Annotated in this window: 18 protein-coding genes; 5 read left to right on the forward strand and 13 right to left on the reverse strand. The window is 31.3% G+C overall.

The window, feature by feature from the left end:
- Positions 1-94 precede the first annotated feature (94 nt).
- The gene (locus ACLVEP_RS00260) at positions 95-1,033 is read left to right on the forward strand and encodes a PD-(D/E)XK nuclease family transposase (protein WP_412582108.1); all 939 of its coding nucleotides are present in this window, start codon (positions 95-97) and stop codon (positions 1,031-1,033) included.
- Between the two features lie 15 nt (positions 1,034-1,048).
- Here ACLVEP_RS00260 and ACLVEP_RS00265 read toward each other — a convergent pair whose 3' ends face one another.
- On the reverse strand, positions 1,049-1,981 hold the full coding sequence (locus ACLVEP_RS00265) for a TRM11 family SAM-dependent methyltransferase (protein WP_412582109.1): 933 nt from the start codon (positions 1,979-1,981) through the stop codon (positions 1,049-1,051).
- A 96-nt stretch (positions 1,982-2,077) separates the two neighbouring features.
- On the opposite strand from ACLVEP_RS00265, the gene ACLVEP_RS00270 reads away from it, so the two are divergent.
- The 4 genes from ACLVEP_RS00270 to tnpC all read left to right on the forward strand — a co-directional run bounded on the left by ACLVEP_RS00270 (position 2,078) and on the right by tnpC (position 5,776).
- The gene (locus ACLVEP_RS00270) at positions 2,078-3,244 is read left to right on the forward strand and encodes an O-antigen ligase family protein (RefSeq protein WP_412582110.1); all 1,167 of its coding nucleotides are present in this window, start codon (positions 2,078-2,080) and stop codon (positions 3,242-3,244) included.
- Positions 3,245-3,396: 152 nt separating this feature from the next.
- Complete coding sequence (gene tnpA / locus ACLVEP_RS00275) at positions 3,397-3,729, forward strand: IS66 family insertion sequence element accessory protein TnpA (protein WP_119362695.1); 333 nt, start codon at positions 3,397-3,399, stop codon at positions 3,727-3,729.
- On the forward strand, positions 3,726-4,082 hold the full coding sequence (gene tnpB, locus ACLVEP_RS00280) for an IS66 family insertion sequence element accessory protein TnpB (RefSeq protein WP_227352341.1): 357 nt from the start codon (positions 3,726-3,728) through the stop codon (positions 4,080-4,082). Before tnpA ends, tnpB begins: the two co-directional genes overlap by 4 nt.
- A gap of 113 nt (positions 4,083-4,195) precedes the next feature.
- Entirely contained in the window at positions 4,196-5,776 is a 1,581-nt protein-coding gene (gene tnpC / locus ACLVEP_RS00285) for an IS66 family transposase (RefSeq protein WP_412582196.1), read from the forward strand.
- 89 nt (positions 5,777-5,865) lie between these two features.
- Here tnpC and ACLVEP_RS00290 read toward each other — a convergent pair whose 3' ends face one another.
- From ACLVEP_RS00290 to ACLVEP_RS00345, 12 genes are all read right to left on the reverse strand, one after another.
- Complete coding sequence (locus ACLVEP_RS00290) at positions 5,866-6,045, reverse strand: hypothetical protein (RefSeq protein ID WP_412582111.1); 180 nt, start codon at positions 6,043-6,045, stop codon at positions 5,866-5,868.
- Positions 6,046-6,155: 110 nt separating this feature from the next.
- The gene (locus tag ACLVEP_RS00295; RefSeq protein ID WP_412582112.1) at positions 6,156-6,494 is read right to left on the reverse strand and encodes a hypothetical protein; all 339 of its coding nucleotides are present in this window, start codon (positions 6,492-6,494) and stop codon (positions 6,156-6,158) included.
- A gap of 254 nt (positions 6,495-6,748) precedes the next feature.
- The gene (locus ACLVEP_RS00300) at positions 6,749-6,946 is read right to left on the reverse strand and encodes a hypothetical protein (protein WP_175301261.1); all 198 of its coding nucleotides are present in this window, start codon (positions 6,944-6,946) and stop codon (positions 6,749-6,751) included.
- Between the two features lie 627 nt (positions 6,947-7,573).
- Entirely contained in the window at positions 7,574-8,209 is a 636-nt protein-coding gene (locus ACLVEP_RS00305) for a hypothetical protein (protein WP_227359494.1), read from the reverse strand.
- A 4-nt stretch (positions 8,210-8,213) separates the two neighbouring features.
- Complete coding sequence (locus ACLVEP_RS00310; RefSeq protein ID WP_412582113.1) at positions 8,214-8,867, reverse strand: HAD family hydrolase; 654 nt, start codon at positions 8,865-8,867, stop codon at positions 8,214-8,216.
- Positions 8,851-9,930 (reverse strand): SIS domain-containing protein, encoded by a 1,080-nt coding sequence (locus ACLVEP_RS00315; protein WP_175301264.1) that lies wholly within the window; start codon positions 9,928-9,930, stop codon positions 8,851-8,853. Before ACLVEP_RS00315 ends, ACLVEP_RS00310 begins: the two co-directional genes overlap by 17 nt.
- Before the next feature lie 55 nt (positions 9,931-9,985).
- The gene (locus tag ACLVEP_RS00320; protein ID WP_022000662.1) at positions 9,986-10,990 is read right to left on the reverse strand and encodes an SIS domain-containing protein; all 1,005 of its coding nucleotides are present in this window, start codon (positions 10,988-10,990) and stop codon (positions 9,986-9,988) included.
- 29 nt (positions 10,991-11,019) lie between these two features.
- Positions 11,020-11,844, reverse strand: coding sequence for a PTS system mannose/fructose/sorbose family transporter subunit IID (locus ACLVEP_RS00325; protein WP_227212803.1), 825 nt, complete (start codon positions 11,842-11,844; stop codon positions 11,020-11,022).
- Positions 11,825-12,601 (reverse strand): PTS mannose/fructose/sorbose/N-acetylgalactosamine transporter subunit IIC, encoded by a 777-nt coding sequence (locus ACLVEP_RS00330; RefSeq protein ID WP_175301265.1) that lies wholly within the window; start codon positions 12,599-12,601, stop codon positions 11,825-11,827. The genes ACLVEP_RS00325 and ACLVEP_RS00330 overlap by 20 nt, the downstream gene beginning before the upstream one ends.
- 10 nt (positions 12,602-12,611) lie before the next feature.
- Positions 12,612-13,079 (reverse strand): PTS sugar transporter subunit IIB, encoded by a 468-nt coding sequence (locus ACLVEP_RS00335; protein ID WP_175301266.1) that lies wholly within the window; start codon positions 13,077-13,079, stop codon positions 12,612-12,614.
- A gap of 15 nt (positions 13,080-13,094) precedes the next feature.
- Complete coding sequence (locus tag ACLVEP_RS00340) at positions 13,095-13,508, reverse strand: PTS sugar transporter subunit IIA (RefSeq protein WP_175301267.1); 414 nt, start codon at positions 13,506-13,508, stop codon at positions 13,095-13,097.
- Positions 13,509-13,835: 327 nt separating this feature from the next.
- Positions 13,836-16,523: a sigma 54-interacting transcriptional regulator gene (locus tag ACLVEP_RS00345; protein ID WP_412582197.1), complete on the reverse strand. Its 2,688-nt coding sequence runs from the start codon at positions 16,521-16,523 to the stop codon at positions 13,836-13,838.
- Between the last annotated feature and the right edge of the window lie 47 nt (positions 16,524-16,570).

Here is a 16,570-nt window from a genome sequence, read left to right on the forward strand (position 1 = left end):
GGAGTTAAATCAAAAGATGTGTCAGATGGTTAATTAAGTTTTTTTAAAGAAAAAATGATTTTTGTTGTCTATATAAATAATGGAGAGAGAAAACATGGAAACAAAAATCAAACCAAGAAATAGAATTACTGATTTTAAAAATGATCTTGTCTTTAAATTCATGTTGAGTGATCTCAATGATTCTCGCTGTTATTATTTACTTAAGCTCATTATTGAAGGCATTACAGGCATTCAATGTCAGGAACTCTTTGTCTTAAACAGTGAAGTCAATCCTGAACATCTAAGTGATAAGGATATGGTCTTGGATGTCAGAGTGAAAACTGATGAAGAAAAATTAATTGATATTGAAATGCAAAACAGTTCTCTTACTAAAGAAGTCCATTATCGTTTTCAAATCTATGGAGCAAGAATGATGGATCATCAAGTCAATCGAGGAGATATCTTATACAGTGAAAATGTCCATGAAGTCTATACCATTCTTTTTGTCAATGATATCGATAGAGACAATCTTCTCTTGATTGATACCTACATGCCACGTAATCAACTAAACCATGTCAGAAAGTATAATCTGCTGACTCATCATAATGTCTATCTTCCATTTATTGATGCTGTTGTAAGAGAAAAAGGGCTTAAGAATTTAAATGCGTTAGAACTAGCTATTTATACTTTATATCATGGGATAACAGATGATATAATATCATTAAACAGTGAGGTGGTTATCATGATGAAAGAAAAGATGGATCAGTTCAATGAAGATGAAGAACTTGTATTAGCAGCCAGTAAAAGACAGCTTGTCAAGATACAACATCATCAAGAGAAAGTAAGAATACGTCAAGAAGGTAAAGAAGAAGGCTTAAAAGAAGGAGAACTTTTGAAAGCTAAAGAAAAGACATTAAAATTATTCAATAAGCTCTTTCCTGATGAAAATAATGAATTATTAGAAAACTTAACACTATTACAATATGATCAAACATTTGATGCCTTGTTAGAAAACGAAGATTTAAAAACGATTAAAAAAATCATTGGAAAATGATAATCCAATGATTTTTTAATAACACACATAAATATAACGTCCAAATTTAACAAATTCTGTTTTCTTCCTTAAGATACGATTTCTTATTTCAAAACCTGCTTGTTTGATTTCTTGATCCATTTGTTCATAACTTACTAAAACAAGTTTATTACATAATTTTCTAGCACTATTAATAATATCACACTGTTCTTTATAAGTAATCGGTGTATAAAGATTATAAGGAATATCAATAATAGCAATATCGTAATGTCCTTGATGCTTATTAATATCATCTTTTGTAATCAACATACCATCAAAACCAAAGTGATTAAGATTACATCTTGCTTTCCATGAAATATCCCTTGAAATATCAAATCCTTTGATAGAATATCCTAAAGCTAACCCTTCTAAAACAACTGTACCCATTCCACAACATGGATCTATCATTGTTTTTGTTTGATCATTTTCTCCAGCAATATTAATCAATGTTCTTGCAAGTCTAATATCTAAAGAATTTGAAAAAGTATTTGGTTTATCATCATATTTTTTCCATGATGGAACACCATGATGATAATACCCAATAATCCATAAGTCATTCACTTTTGTAAGAGCAATTGTATGTTTTGGTTTGGACATATTCACACTGCCCGCTATAAACCATGAAATATCTTTACATTTATCAAGTGTTTCTTGATAATCTGGATGACTAATTGGATTTTTTAAATAAATAACTTTAAAATCTTGATAATTATGTTTTTGTAGTTTAACCTTCTCTTTTAAGTCATCAAAATTGGAACTTATCGCCCAAATATCTATTTTACCTTTCATAAAAACACTTATATTGACATCAATATCTTTATTTGTAATAAAACATTGTTGATATTCTTCATGAAAAAGATATTTAAATTCTAATGCACATAAATCATATTCTTCTGGTGGATAATTAAATAAATAAAAGTATTGTTTCATATTTTTCTTACCTCTAGTGCCCTATTTTAACAACACATCTTCATTTTGGCTACTGAAATAATCATAAATATGATATATTATCTCCAGGAGGCAATTATGAACTATTTAAAAAACTTAAAAGAACAGTTTACTTTTGATCAACTGTTATTAATATTTACATGTTTTAGTTTTACTTTTCCTTTTTATATATTAGGACCTATTTTATTGATTGAATTTATTTATTTATTGGTATCAAAAAAAGCAATCATTGCCTTAAAACAAACACCACAAATTAAATTTCTCTATTTGTTTGTTTTAATCTCATTAAGTATCTCCATTATTCATAAAAATATTTTAGGAGCACTTGCAACACTAGGAATATTTATTGCGATTGTTTTAATGGTTTATTATCGAAAACATATTAATCAATCGACCTTTGAATTTATTATTGATATGTTGATTGTTTTATCTATTCTTTGGGCAATATATGGAATTTATGAACAATTTCAAATTTATCATCGTTTAGGTGTTGATCATTTCACCTTTAAAGTTTATGCAAGACGTGAAAATCGCTTAAATAGTGTTTTCTACAATGCTAACTATTATGCTATGATGATTGAATTTATTGCCGTATGTACTGTATATAAATTTTTTACTGTTAAAAACAATCTAAAAAGAAGTATTTTTTATGTTATTGTTGGTTTTTTAAACTTATTCATGCTTTATATGACAGGATGCCGTGCTGGTTATGTAGCAATTGCTGGAGCTATTTGTTTATTTCTTATTTTTAATAAAAACTATAAATTATGTGCTTTGATAGCTCTTGGTTGTTTAGGAATTGCAGGTTTCTTTGTTTTAAATCCTGATAAGTTTCCTAGAATAGAATATTTGATTTCAAATTTAGATGTTAGAATTCAAATTTGGAGTTGTGCTATTCAAGGTATAAAAGCTTCTCCACTGCTTGGACAAGGACCATTTACTTATATGATGATTTTAGATAAATATAATGGACATTTAACACAACATGCTCATAGTGTTTATTTAGATCCTTTACTTTCGTTTGGAATTATTGGACTCGCATGTCTTGTTCCTTATATTTATGATAACTGTAAACGTCTTTATAAAGTAAAAGAGCATTATTCTTATATTGCTCTTGTTATGGGATTTATAGGTGTGTTATTAATTCATGGTATTTTAGATTATACGATTTTTTGGATACACACTGGTTTATTCTTCTTATTTGTATTATCTAGTTTTGAAATGTTTGAAACAAATCGTAATTAGCGATTTGTTTTTATTTTTGATGTAAGCGCCAAATAAAATAGTGGATAAAAATATAGAACTCTAAGAACTACAATATAGAATGTGGAGACTCCATAAACTATATTGTAGTTTTTATATTCTCCAAAAACTATATGGAAAGGAAGAGAGACTATATGACAGTACAGGAACTTACCGAAAATGAAAAATATAAATTTTGGTATTTTAAAATCAAAGAATGCAAGGAAAGTGGTTTATCTGTCAAAGATTTCTGTGACAAAAACAATATCAAGCCGTCGACTTATTATAATTATCAACAAAAAATCAGAAATATTTTATGTGATCAGATAAATGAAAACAGCTACAAGAATGAAGTATCCTTTGTTTCTGTTGAAAAGCAACCACACAATAATGAAAAGATTATCATTATCAAGGGAAGCATCAAAATTGAACTCGATTCAGATACACCTTACCAAAGTATTGAGCCTCTTTTGAAGTCACTATTATGATTGGTGATATTTCAAAAGCCGAACATATTTATATAGCTGTTGGCTATACAGATATGCGTAAACAGATTGATGGTCTTTCAGCTATCGTTCAACAGAACTTCAAGCTTGATCCTTTTTCTAATTCTGTGTTTCTGTTTTGTGGTAGAAATACAAGAATCATGAAGGCACTGTATTGGGAAGGTGATGGTTTTGTCTTACTTTATAAAAGACTTGAAAATGGTAAATTCAAATGGCCAAGAGATGAATCAGAAGCTCGAGAAATAACCCCTCAACAATTCAGATGGCTGCTTGAAGGACTTTCTATCGTACAGCCTAAGACCATTCAGAAAAGTTATCCACAAGTTGTACTGTAAAGCCTTGATTTCATAGGATAATATGCCTGTTTATGGTATAATGGATGTATGAAATGGAGGTGCTTTTGATGGCTGATTCTACTACAGGTACAGTTGAAAATTTAGCTTTGGTAATGGCTAATCTGTCACATTCTATTGAAGAATTGAAAGCTACAATTGCATCTTTGAACAGTACCATTGACAGTTTGAAAGCTGAAAATGAATACTTAAAAAACAACAATGAACTTTTACGTGAAGAAAATGCCTATTTAAAGAGAAAGCTGTTTGGTACCAAGAGTGAAAAGATAACACATTCTATGGATCAGCTTTCTCTTTTTGATGAAGCAGAAAATGAATGTGAACCTGAACTGCTTGAAGATATCTCATATACCAGAGCCAAAAAGAAACAAAAAGAGAAAATTGATATCAAATTAGACAAGCTAAAACATGTAAAAAAAGTTTATGATGTTGATGAAAAAGACAGAGTATGTGATGAATGTGGCTCTAAATTATCTTATGTAGGTGAGGAATTTGTAAGACATGAAGTTATTTATGAACCAGCCAAACTCTATGTAAAAGATATTTATCGAAAAACATATGAATGTCGAAACTGTAGAAAAAAAGGAAAGGTAGTCATGCTTAAAGCTGGCACACCTCAACCGGTTGTTCCACATTCATATACATCGCCAAGTGTACTGTCACAAGTAATCATTGATAAATATGTAAATCATATGCCACTATACAGACAAGAATCAGAATGGAAACGATTAGGAATGAAACTTTCAAGAACGACAATGGCAAACTGGATCATCATTGCCGCCAATGAATATTTCATTCCATTGGTAAACAGGATGCACGAACTGATGATGAAGGAATCACATATACATTGTGATGAAACGCCAGTTCAGGTATTGAATGAACCAGGTAAGAAGGCTACTTCTAAATCATATATGTGGGTATATTCAAGTATCAAAGAAAGTAAAAGACCTGTTAAGATATTTGATTACAGACCTGACAGAAAAGCAACCAACCCTCAAGAATTTCTGAAAGGATTTGATGGTACTATCATTACTGATGGCTATTATGGATATAACCATATAGATGGTGTAACCAATGCTTATTGTTGGGCGCATGCCAGACGGAAGTTCTATGATGCTTTGCCTGTAGATATGAAGAATGCATCAGATACACTCGCAAATACAGCCATTGAAAAAATAGCTAAACTGTTTGCGATAGAAAAACAAATCGAAACATTATCACCTGATAAAAAGGAGAAAGTACGTCAAGAAAAATCAAAGCCATTAGTTGATGACTTCTTTTTATGGTGCAAAGAAAATCAAAACAAGGTGTTAACAGCTTCTAAGACAGGAAAAGCTATACAATATGCCTTGAATTACGAGGCAGGACTGCGTTCATTTTTAGAAGATGGTCTTGTACCTATGACAAATTCATTAGATGAACGTACAATCAGACCATTTACAGTTGGTCGAAAGAACTGGCTGTTTTCAACTTCTACTAAAGGAGCTGAAGCAAGTGCTGCAGTCTTCAGCTTGATTGAAACAGCTAAAGCCAACAAACTTAATCCATATGATTATATTGAATTCATTCTGGATTATTTACCTCAACAAGATCTGGTTGAAGATCCAAAGAAATTGGATTGGTTCTTACCATGGAGTGAAGAAATAAAAGAAGAATTTGAAATAAAAGCCGACTAAATTGATCATTGTATCAATTCAATCGACTTTTTTAAATACACTATTTTATTTGGCACTTACATTCAATCGACTTTTTTAAATACACTATTTTATTTGGCACTTACTTTTTGATATGTTTTATAGATTGTTGCTACTACAAATAAAAGAATAGATAACTCTAAATATTCTATATTAAATACATGTTTATAGACCCAATCAACAATCATAAAAAGCATTGGTATTCCTACCCAAACAATTGTTTCAATTAATTGATTTCTTTTTACATCCATTTTGATCACCTCTTAACAAGATACTACTCCTTTTTATGTTAAGAAAATATCAAATAAATGTAAAAAAAAGAACTTCTTTCGAAGTCCTATGCTCTAGCATTCATTGTATTTTATTTTAATGAATTGACATATTCCATTTGATGTTTTGTATTTTCTTTTAATTCTTTTTGCATTCCTTCTAATGTCATATGTTCTACTTCTTTTGCTTCTGATTTCTTTCCACATACTTTTTCAAATGCTTCTCTTGCATCTTGTTGTAATGTGTTTCTCATTTGATTTCTTTGTTCTAATCTCATTTCTGATTCTTTGATTTCTCCTGCTACGGATTCAAAGATTTCTTCTTTTGTTAATTCTTTTCTTACTTCATTTTCATGTTTTACATCTTGACTATTTTTAAAATACTTTCTTAAAGATTCTTTTGCTTCTGCGTTAATTTCATTGATACTCATAATATTTATTCCTCTCTTTCCTAAGACACCTGTAGCTTATGCTTTTTTAGATTCTTCGAAAAGAGTATTGTATACATTTTTAATTTCATTAACAAATTATTAATTTTGTAAGAGCTTTATTTGTTAATGAGATTTACAATATATAAAAGAAATACTTGATGCAATTAAACAAATCACTGCTAAAAACAAATAAGCATATAGCATTGAAAAATGACTTACAATATTTCCACAAATCATAGGAAATAAAGTCATTCCTAAAGCATACACCGCTTGGAAGAAGCCCATTGCCCTGGCAAGTCCTGAAAAAGATTTTCAATCAAAAAACCAATGCCATTATTGAAAATAATTCTAAATAAAGAAACACATCCTGAAGATAAAGCACCTATAAGCATAATCATTTTATGTTTATTTTTATAATCTTCCAATAATCCTACCGATAAACGTAAGCCCATTTGTGATATCCCATAAGTTCCTATAATAATTCCAATAAATGACTCCCCTCATTGATGTTATGTTATGTTACATCAATATCATTCACTACTATGAGAGTGTCTGTCTACTCATGACGTACTTATCACTTCGAATTACACTTATAGATAAGTACCTTGATATGCACCAAGTAGTCATAAGGTCTCACAGGGTCATCGCTATTTCCTTAATATCATGCCAACTGACTTCACAATATAAGGCCTATGTTATCGACTAGTTCATTGATAACACAGTAAATAGACTTCCACATTTATCGCAATGTCGTCACACATTCTACTGCCACACCTTCAATTCACACTTCGTTTCGACCACTCTCGAATACTGCATCTCCTTCACACACCGCCTTACGTTGATGCATTAGATTAAATTTCTCGAATAGCACTAGTGCGCACGATGTAGGACTTTCACCTACAGGATTTCTACATCCCATGACGCATTTTAAATTAATAGAGCCCTATCTTGAATAATCATTTATAAGTAGAAAATGTCATGTCCCTGTTGACATAACATATAAGCTACTGCCTGTCGCACGAAAAGACAACCCATTTAATTAGGTTGTCTTTCAGTGCGAGATTTTCTCAATCATCCTATTAATTTTGAGATTTAATTAAAGATTCATATACAGTTCCTTTACTGTCTTCTAAGGCTTTATTCCTATATTCCTTGCTTTTTGATTCATTACCCATATTTTTGTAGATAACTGATAATAAGAATTCGAGATAGGGAGTATCTGCATTGTTTTTAGTATATTCTGTATTTTCTAGATCAGATTTTAATTCATCAAAATACTTAATTCCACCACTAATTAAAGTATCATTGACCATATCCATCTGTCTATATAGGGCATGATCATTTGTCGTGCTAACCATTTCCAACAAACGATCAATCATAGGTGCATTTTTCTTATCTACATATATATAGAATACTGATTTTGCAAGAACAGACTTCTGCTTAGAATTCATAGGAACATGATCTATTATATTGTTTACTTGAGTATCTATTTGTTTATCATCATTTAGTTTTAGATAAGCATTTAAAAGTAAGTATTCTCTATTAAATGAAGGAATACATATCTTAGCTAGTTTAGTTGCTATTAAGTCTTCTATTGCCTTAATATCATTGTTTTGAAGTAATGTAAGATAGATTTTTAGAAGTTTCTTTCTGATGATCACTGGAATAATTCCAATAACAGCAATCACTATAGCGACAATTAACATAGCATTCATACTTTTATGCCCCTTTCTCAATCAACTTTATAATATCATTTAATTCATTAATAATTATATCTGCCTGACTCTGATCTAAGCCAAACTTATCATCTTTTAAAGCCAATACCTTAATACCAGCTCTATTTGCAGCTAATATTCCTTTAGATGAATCCTCAATAATAATAGCTTCATCTTTATTCACATTCAATTCTTTGATTGTATGTAAATATATTTCTGGATTGGGTTTACTTTCTTTGAATTGTTCACCACTTACTATAAATGTGAAATACTTTCTTAAATCAACTTGATCTAATGCAGTATTAATAGTATTTAAACTTGAAGAGGACGCTAACGCAATTTTATAACGTTCACTTAAGCTTTCTAAAACAGAATAGATCTGTGGTCTAACGACTGCTTTATAATCACAATCAAATGAACGAAAATATTCTTGAAGCATATTTTTAAATGTAATGAAATCTGTTTTATTGTTCCACATTGTGTATGCTTGTTCATAATATAATTTACTATCAATACCAATAAGAGGAATACAATCACTTACTTGTATTTCTATATCATGCTGTTTAAAAAATCTTATCAAATCATTTATATACATGGTTTCACTATCAAAGATGACACCATCCATATCAAAAATAATCGCTTTAATCGTCTCCATCATAATTCACAAAATTCTCCGTTTTTGCAGCTGCGATAGCCTTAAATTCTTTTAATAATGGATGTTGATAAATAGAGTGTAAGTCATTTGAAACAATAAAGCTTAATAATTGTACAAATGGTAGATATACAAGTGGACTTAATTCACTTGATACCGTATCACTCAAACTTAAAACATGACCATCTCTCGATAATTGAGGGTTGTTTGAAATCAAATAAGCTCGATTTGTGACTTTTCGTGTAGCCTTATATACTTGTTCTACACGTCGACTTGCACCATCGTTCCCATCAAAGAAAATCACATTGTATTGTGGCGTTAATTGAAGGTTTGGTCCATGGATATACTCTTCAATTTCATAGCAACAACTTGGAATATGAATAGTTTCACCCATTTTTAATGCACTTTCAAGTGCTGTTCCATAATTAGCACCCGCTCCACAACTGTAAACCCAGGACATAGATGAGAAATTCTTATAATGTTGCTGAATAAAGCTTGTAGCCTGATCAATCATTTCTTCATTTAAATCAACTGCTTTCTTTAATTCATCCAAATACTCAATCTTTCCAGAATACGCAATTGCGAATAAATCTAAGAATAACGCAAGTGAAGAAACACCCTTTGTAACATAGCCAACTAATTCTTCACCAACACCATATTCAATCACAACATCCGCAACATCTTTTACATCGCTGTTTTTATTTCCTGTTAAACAAATAGCTCTACATTCTTTTTTCTTGATGATTTTTAATGCTTCTATTGCATTTGTACTTAACCCACTCTGTGTAACCACTAGAACTAAGTCGTTCTCTTTAATGTCATTTTCATAATACGTAAATGTATATGGCATAATGATTCTTACTTCTAAACCACTTACTTTTTCCACAAAACTTCTCGCACAATAACAAGCATTATGACTTGATCCAGAAGCAACAAGTAAAATACGTTTTATTTCTTTTTGTTGCACTTCTTTCATCAATGGATCAACTAGTGTAGTATATTGTTCAATATTTGTTTTTAATACGTCTGGTGTTTCTTTAACATAATCAAGCATTGTTAATTTATTCATAATATACCCCCAATTATTAATATATAAAAGGTGGAATGAATCCACCCCTTATATTTTAGTATTCTAATCTTCTGTAGTAACGACGGATTTCCATAGGGTGACGAGTTTCGATTTCCATATGAACATCGATTCTGTTGTTTACAGCATGCATTACATGGTGAGATAAGTGTTTACGATATTTTTCACTAATTCCCTTTAATTCGTAATCTTTAGAGTCGATGATTGTGTAGTTTTCACAAATTCTTGGAATAAAGTTAGCTACACGTTCAGATAATGGACGTTGAGCATCTTCACCGATATAGATAGTAACTGGAGTTTCTTTAGTTACGATTTCAAACATACCGTGGAAGAATTCATTTGATGTGATTGATTTAGTTTTTAACCATAACTGTTCTTCCCAATAGCACATTGCATATGAGTAAGTAGCACCCCATTGATTTCCAGCACCTACAAAGTAGTGCATTTCATCATTCCAGTGTTTTTTAGCGAATTCAACAGCAAATGGTTCAGCTTTCTTTTCAACTTCTACTAAAGCTTCTGCTAAGTATTTGTCAAATTCAGCATACATATCTTCGTAGTCTTCTAATTCACCATTGTTGAACATGAAACGGTCAGCAACCATGAAGAACTTTAACTGTTCGTTAACTGGGTAAGAAATCTTGTAGTCTCCTAAATCTAATAAGATAGCTTCTTTAGCATCTACAAATGAGATAACTGTAGAGCCAACTTCAGCTTTGATCTTTTTGATAGCATCAACTACTTCTTTAGTGTTTCCAGTTACAGAAGAGATAATAACAACTGTATCTTTAGTAATACGTTTGTTTCCTGTAGTTAAGTATTCAGCAGCATTTTCTGCCCAAGTTTCAATAGCACTCATTTCTTTCATATGTACTGTAGCCTGCATAGCACTTGCCCAAGTACCACCAACACCTAACCAGCAGATGTTTGAATATCCACGTTCGCAGATTTCATCAACGATTTCGTTGATCTGAGGGCGTAGAGCTAATGCGCCATTTACGCTATCGATTTTTTCCTGTTCATTAAATTTAATCATTTCCATTTTCTTTTCCTCCATTTATTTTAAATTTATTAACAACCTAAGATACCAAAGAATGCTCCGATCAATCCGATCACAACACAGATTAATAACAATGTAGTTGTCTTAACATTTTTCTTTTTCAATAAGTAGTAAACTAGTAATGTGAATAATAATGGCATTAAACCAGGCATGATATTATTGAATACATCATTTAACGTAGTTGCTTCATTACCAGAACCAAACTTCAATGGGAAACTGATTGCTACGTTTTCAGCAGTCATACCACCAACAACCATCAATCCTAAAACACTTGCTGCATAAGTAAGTTTTGACATTAATCCATTTTGTTGGATCTTAGCCAAGAATCCACTACCTAATTTATAACCAGTATTCATTAAATAATAACGTAATCCCTGAGCTGGAAGGTTGAAGATTAATAAAAATAAGATAGGTCCTAAGATATTTCCTTGATTTGCTAATGATAGACCCACACCAGTAGCGATAATACGTAATGTTCCCCAGATGAATGAATCACCAATACCAGCTAAAGGTCCCATTAATGAAACTTTTACACTGTTGATACTTTCTGTATCAAATTCAGGATCATTTGCGTTACTTTCTTCCATAGCAGCACTAATACCTAAGATTAATGTTGCCAATTGTGGCGTTGTATTGAAGAATTCCAAGTGACGCTTCATAGCTGCAACCTGGTCTTCTTTATTTGGATATAACTTTTTGATAACTGGTAACATACTATAGCAGTATGACATATTCATTTGTCTTTCATAGTTCCAAGACCATTCCAAACCGAATGAACGCCAGAATACTTGATTTAATTCTTTTTTAGTTAATTTATTAGAAGTCGTCATCTTCATCCACTCCTCCTTCTATAGCTGTTTGAGCTGAATTACTACGTAACTGAGTTAATACGATAGCAATGATGACTCCAAAGATTGCGATCGCTGTTACTGGAATCTTTAAGTATACGCTTAATGCGAATCCTAAGAAGAAGAAACATGCAACGTCTTTTTCCATAATCATCATTAATAATAAACCGAACCCAATTGCAGGTAATAAGCCCATTGTGATTTGTAAACCATTTGAAATCCATGTAGGAATGACATTTAATAAAGCCTGTACAGCAGGTCCACCAGCATAGTAACCACATGCCACGATTACACCGATAATTAAGTTAACACCGAAGAATCCACCTAATAAGTGCATTCTAGCAACTCCAGCCATATTTCCTTCAGCTGCATATTTATCTGCTTTGTGAACAAATGGAGGTAAGATGAATACCATTCCAACGTTCTTTGCGATTAATACTAGTGAAGCAACTGGTAAACCTACAGTTAATGCAGTTTCTGGTCCAGCTCCTGTTGTAATTGTGAAAGCTGTTCCTAATACAGTTCCTGAAATCATTTCAGGTGGAATACTAGCACCGATTGAGAAAGCTCCCATAAATGCTAATTCTAATGTTGCACCTAGAGTAACACCTGTTTGAATATCACCAAGTACAATACCTGTTAAAGTACCCATAACCAATGGTCTTGATAGCAAACTTGTACCGAACAAATACTCAGCATTTCCAAGCATTGCTACCAAGCCAAGTAAAATTGCTTGTAGTAACATATTTCTCCTCCTATAAAACTTTTTCTACATTTACTGGATTATCTTCTGGAACCATCTGAATTGTTACATCCACACCTGCTTCACATAATCCTTTTAAAATTGTTTCTTCTGCTGGTGTAATATTCATTGCTTTAGAAATATTACGAGTTTCAGCAGTTGCCTTAGTACCACCAAGATTTAATTTTTTGATGTTACACTCTTTACATAATCTTTCAGCATCCTTAATAGATTCAACTACAGTCAATAATTTATATTTGTCTGTAACACCACTATTGATTGCCTTTACTGCATCATCCATACTTTTAATAACTAATTTCACACCACTTGGCTTTGCCATCTTGATTGATGTTTTTCTTAAATCATCTTTCATAACTGCATCACACGCAATTAAGATACAATCTGCTTCAACTGCATTTTTCCAAGAAAAAGCAACTTGACCATGTAACAATCTGTGATCCACTCTTAATAATTTAATCATTTTCTTCTCCTCCTATTAGAAATCTTCATCATCTTCGCTTGTCATTCCATTCATAACAGTCATTCCATCTTTAGCTGCTTCGATCAAATCGTTCGCTTCTGCTAATTCAAGTTTTCCATTCAAGCCTTTCATTACTGCATCTAATACTAGTCCCATGTTCATTCCTGAGAAGACCATTACATTATCTAATACTGCAAGTTTAGATAATGCTGTGTGAACACTTCCACCTTTAATATCACATAAGATTAAGATTTGTTCTTCACACTCTTTTGCTTCTTTCAAAACTTCTTGATAAAAGTCTTCAGGATTTTGTCCAGGAAGCAAGCTATATGTTTCTATATCCTTAGCTAAATCTCCAACAATCATAGAAACTGAATCTTTCATTCCTTTAGATAATCCTCCATGTGATGCAAGTATGATTTTTGCCATATTCTCTACACTCCTTTCTTTTTCATTTAAGTTCAAGCTTCATGTCAGTTTATAAATTCTTTCGCTTAATCTGTACAACTGATTTCCACTTATACTCAAGCAAGCTTCGTGCCAGTTTATAGATCAATACATTCAATCTGTACAACTAACTTCCACTTATACCCAAGCAAGCTTCGTGCCAATTTAGAGATCAATACGTTCAATCTGTACAACTAACTTCCACTTATACCCAAGCAAGCTTCGTGCCAGTTTAGAGATCAATACGTTCAATCTGTACAACTAACTTCCACTTATACTCAAGCAAAAAGTGTGCCAATTAATAGCACACTAATCATTAATAATATAATTGTATATATATTCTACTTCTTCATCTGGAATCTCAACGTTGTAGTATGTCTTAACTTCTTTCATTGAGATATTTACTTGATCTATAAACTCTTGATGCTTTTCTTTAAAGTCTTGATCAGTAAAGTTTGAAATAGCCTGTCTTGTAACTAATCTTTCTACAAGACAGCAGATATGAACATATAACCCAAAGCATGTTCTATTTTTAAATCTTTTATGTAAGATATTCTGTAGATGGTCAATTGCTTTCGCAACATGTTCAAGTAGTTTATCCGGATTTAATATAGTTAAGTTATTCATGACATTGGATAATGTGAAATTACGTAAGATATTCTTTTCAAATATCTCCATCTGTTCTTTTTTCATATACTTTCCAAAGTATATCTCTATCGCATTTTGACCTTCATTAATGATCAATTCCTGTATACCAATATACTTCATAGATTCAATGTTAGGATCAAGTGTTCCAATAACACATACAACCTCATAATCATTCATTAACTGGTCATAAACCTGTTTACGTATTAAAGCAGGATAATCATAAGTAATAATCTTTAGATTAGTATCTTCAGGTAAAGAATTGAATAAAATTTCTTTGATCTTATGCGCTGCACCTAATCCTGATGCACAAGAACAGATTACAATAGGTTCTTTCTTTTTCTTAAGTTCTACATGTGTTTTATAGATGTTTTCCTTAAGAATAGAATCAATGACTTCAGTCACTGTTTTATTAAGTTTAATTCCCTGTCCTATTTCTAACGCACATTTAGTATTAATATTGTTTACTAAGGCAATATCCGCATTACTTGTATCTAATCCTTGATATATTTCTTCAAGAGAACCCATATCAACTAATAAATAAAGCTTTGAAATATTACCAACATATGCAATATAATCATTAATCTTTCTTGTAATAGCTTGTACATCCACATCTAATGGCATATCTATTGCATCAAATATATAACTATTCAACATTCTATTGGCTGCTTCCGCAATAGAACTTGCAGTTGAATAACCATGCGCAATAATAATCGCAATTGTGAGATCTTCACCAGAATGTACAAAGTACTTAATCATACAAATACAGATAATACACTCTACAAAGTCATCAATATCCTGATTCATATTATTCTTTAAGTAATGAGAAACATCCTGTCCTATTTCATATTCACGATGGAATTCAAGTTTAAGATATTTCTTTAAGTTCTTCACTTCATCATAATTCTCATTGATCCAGTTATTAGTCAAATATGTATTCTTAGAGAATTCTGAGATATATGTAGCGAGTGCTATCAACTCATTATGTGAAGTCCTAAAGCCATAATGTTCAGTGATATTATTAAATATCTTTTCTAGATAGTTAGTAAGATAATCAATTGAACCTGCACGATTATCATTAAAGATTAATTTTTCAAAATATCTATCTACAGTATTCTGTGCATTTATCGCAAATGAAGTATCTCTCTTTATATTAATTAATGATTGATAAAAATCTTTAATGATACCCTGATCTGATACAGGAAGAAGTGTATTAAGAGACACAAGCTTATGCTTCTTCATAATCATAGAAGAGACATCTATACTATTTCTAATACTGTCAGGTAAATCATAAGCATGAATTTCTAACGTATCTGAATTACTTTTATATAATGCACTCACACAACTTGCCTGAATCGTATTAGTCAGTTCACCAATATTACCTACAAATGTATGATTCAGTAACAACTCATAGACATTAGATGAAATAAGAATTGTTTTGTTGATACGCTTCTCTTCATTCTTTAAGAAGTTATACATGAGTTCCAGCTTTTCATTTTCTCCTCTTTGGGCAAGAGATGGAATTGTAAGAATAACAGGAATACGTCTAAGGAATGTTTTTAATAATGCTTTTTGTGGTACTTCTGTTGTTGCAAATATAATTCTACATTTTGATTTATACCACTTATTATTATCACCTACTAAGTGATAGATTCCCTGGTCCATATAAAGGAATAGTTTTTCCTGGCATTCCGCATTTAAACAATGCACTTCATCTAGGAATAATACACCACCATCTGCAAAATGTAATAAACCTAAGTTATCACTATCTGCACCTGTAAATGCACCCTTCTTATAGCCAAATAGGTTTGCTGTGAGTAGTTCTGGGTTATTGGCATACTCTGAACAGTTTACCTGTACAAAATTCTTAGACGCATCAATTAAACCTGTATCTACACAATATTCATACGTAAGTTTAGCCATAAATGATTTACCTGTACCAGTTGGTCCATAAAGCAACATTGGTAATCCAACTGGTGGATAGGCTACTGTTGCCTTAATCTTCTCAACAATCTGATACATACTTTCATTAGACCCAATAAGCTTTTCAAAGTTCTTTAACTCTGTCTGATTGTTTAATTCAGCTTCCAATTCATCCAATGATTTGTATTCATCTGACGAAAGTTTCTTCTTATATTTACTTTCAAGAGAAGCTCTTGAAAGATATAAGATAGGACTTGCTTTAATTTTAATAAGTTTTTTCTCATTAAAAAGTTCATTTAATAATCTTATCACTTGATTTCTACTTAGTTTTAATTCTTTTGATAATTGGGTGGATTGACATTCATCATATGAATTTTGATCCATTTTCCCATTAATCAACAACATTATTTTTTCTTCCAATGAAATCACCTCATTATTCATCATAAAACAAATAAAACTTGTACGCAACATTAGTT

The organism is Faecalibacillus sp., assembly GCF_047023275.1.
Lineage (GTDB): Bacteria > Bacillota_I > Bacilli_A > Erysipelotrichales > Coprobacillaceae > Faecalibacillus.

Coding starts and splice junctions, on each gene's coding strand:
- ACLVEP_RS00260 (WP_412582108.1), top strand. CDS start 95: ATGGAAACAAAAATCAAACCAAGAAATAGAATTACTGATTTTAAAAAT.
- ACLVEP_RS00265 (WP_412582109.1), bottom strand. CDS start 1,981: ATGAAACAATACTTTTATTTATTTAATTATCCACCAGAAGAATATGAT.
- ACLVEP_RS00270 (WP_412582110.1), top strand. CDS start 2,078: ATGAACTATTTAAAAAACTTAAAAGAACAGTTTACTTTTGATCAACTG.
- tnpA (WP_119362695.1), top strand. CDS start 3,397: ATGACAGTACAGGAACTTACCGAAAATGAAAAATATAAATTTTGGTAT.
- tnpB (WP_227352341.1), top strand. CDS start 3,726: ATGATTGGTGATATTTCAAAAGCCGAACATATTTATATAGCTGTTGGC.
- tnpC (WP_412582196.1), top strand. CDS start 4,196: ATGGCTAATCTGTCACATTCTATTGAAGAATTGAAAGCTACAATTGCA.
- ACLVEP_RS00290 (WP_412582111.1), bottom strand. CDS start 6,045: ATGGATGTAAAAAGAAATCAATTAATTGAAACAATTGTTTGGGTAGGA.
- ACLVEP_RS00295 (WP_412582112.1), bottom strand. CDS start 6,494: ATGAGTATCAATGAAATTAACGCAGAAGCAAAAGAATCTTTAAGAAAG.
- ACLVEP_RS00300 (WP_175301261.1), bottom strand. CDS start 6,946: ATGGGCTTACGTTTATCGGTAGGATTATTGGAAGATTATAAAAATAAA.
- ACLVEP_RS00305 (WP_227359494.1), bottom strand. CDS start 8,209: ATGAATGCTATGTTAATTGTCGCTATAGTGATTGCTGTTATTGGAATT.
- ACLVEP_RS00310 (WP_412582113.1), bottom strand. CDS start 8,867: ATGATGGAGACGATTAAAGCGATTATTTTTGATATGGATGGTGTCATC.
- ACLVEP_RS00315 (WP_175301264.1), bottom strand. CDS start 9,930: ATGAATAAATTAACAATGCTTGATTATGTTAAAGAAACACCAGACGTA.
- ACLVEP_RS00320 (WP_022000662.1), bottom strand. CDS start 10,990: ATGGAAATGATTAAATTTAATGAACAGGAAAAAATCGATAGCGTAAAT.
- ACLVEP_RS00325 (WP_227212803.1), bottom strand. CDS start 11,844: ATGAAGATGACGACTTCTAATAAATTAACTAAAAAAGAATTAAATCAA.
- ACLVEP_RS00330 (WP_175301265.1), bottom strand. CDS start 12,601: ATGTTACTACAAGCAATTTTACTTGGCTTGGTAGCAATGCTTGGAAAT.
- ACLVEP_RS00335 (WP_175301266.1), bottom strand. CDS start 13,079: ATGATTAAATTATTAAGAGTGGATCACAGATTGTTACATGGTCAAGTT.
- ACLVEP_RS00340 (WP_175301267.1), bottom strand. CDS start 13,508: ATGGCAAAAATCATACTTGCATCACATGGAGGATTATCTAAAGGAATG.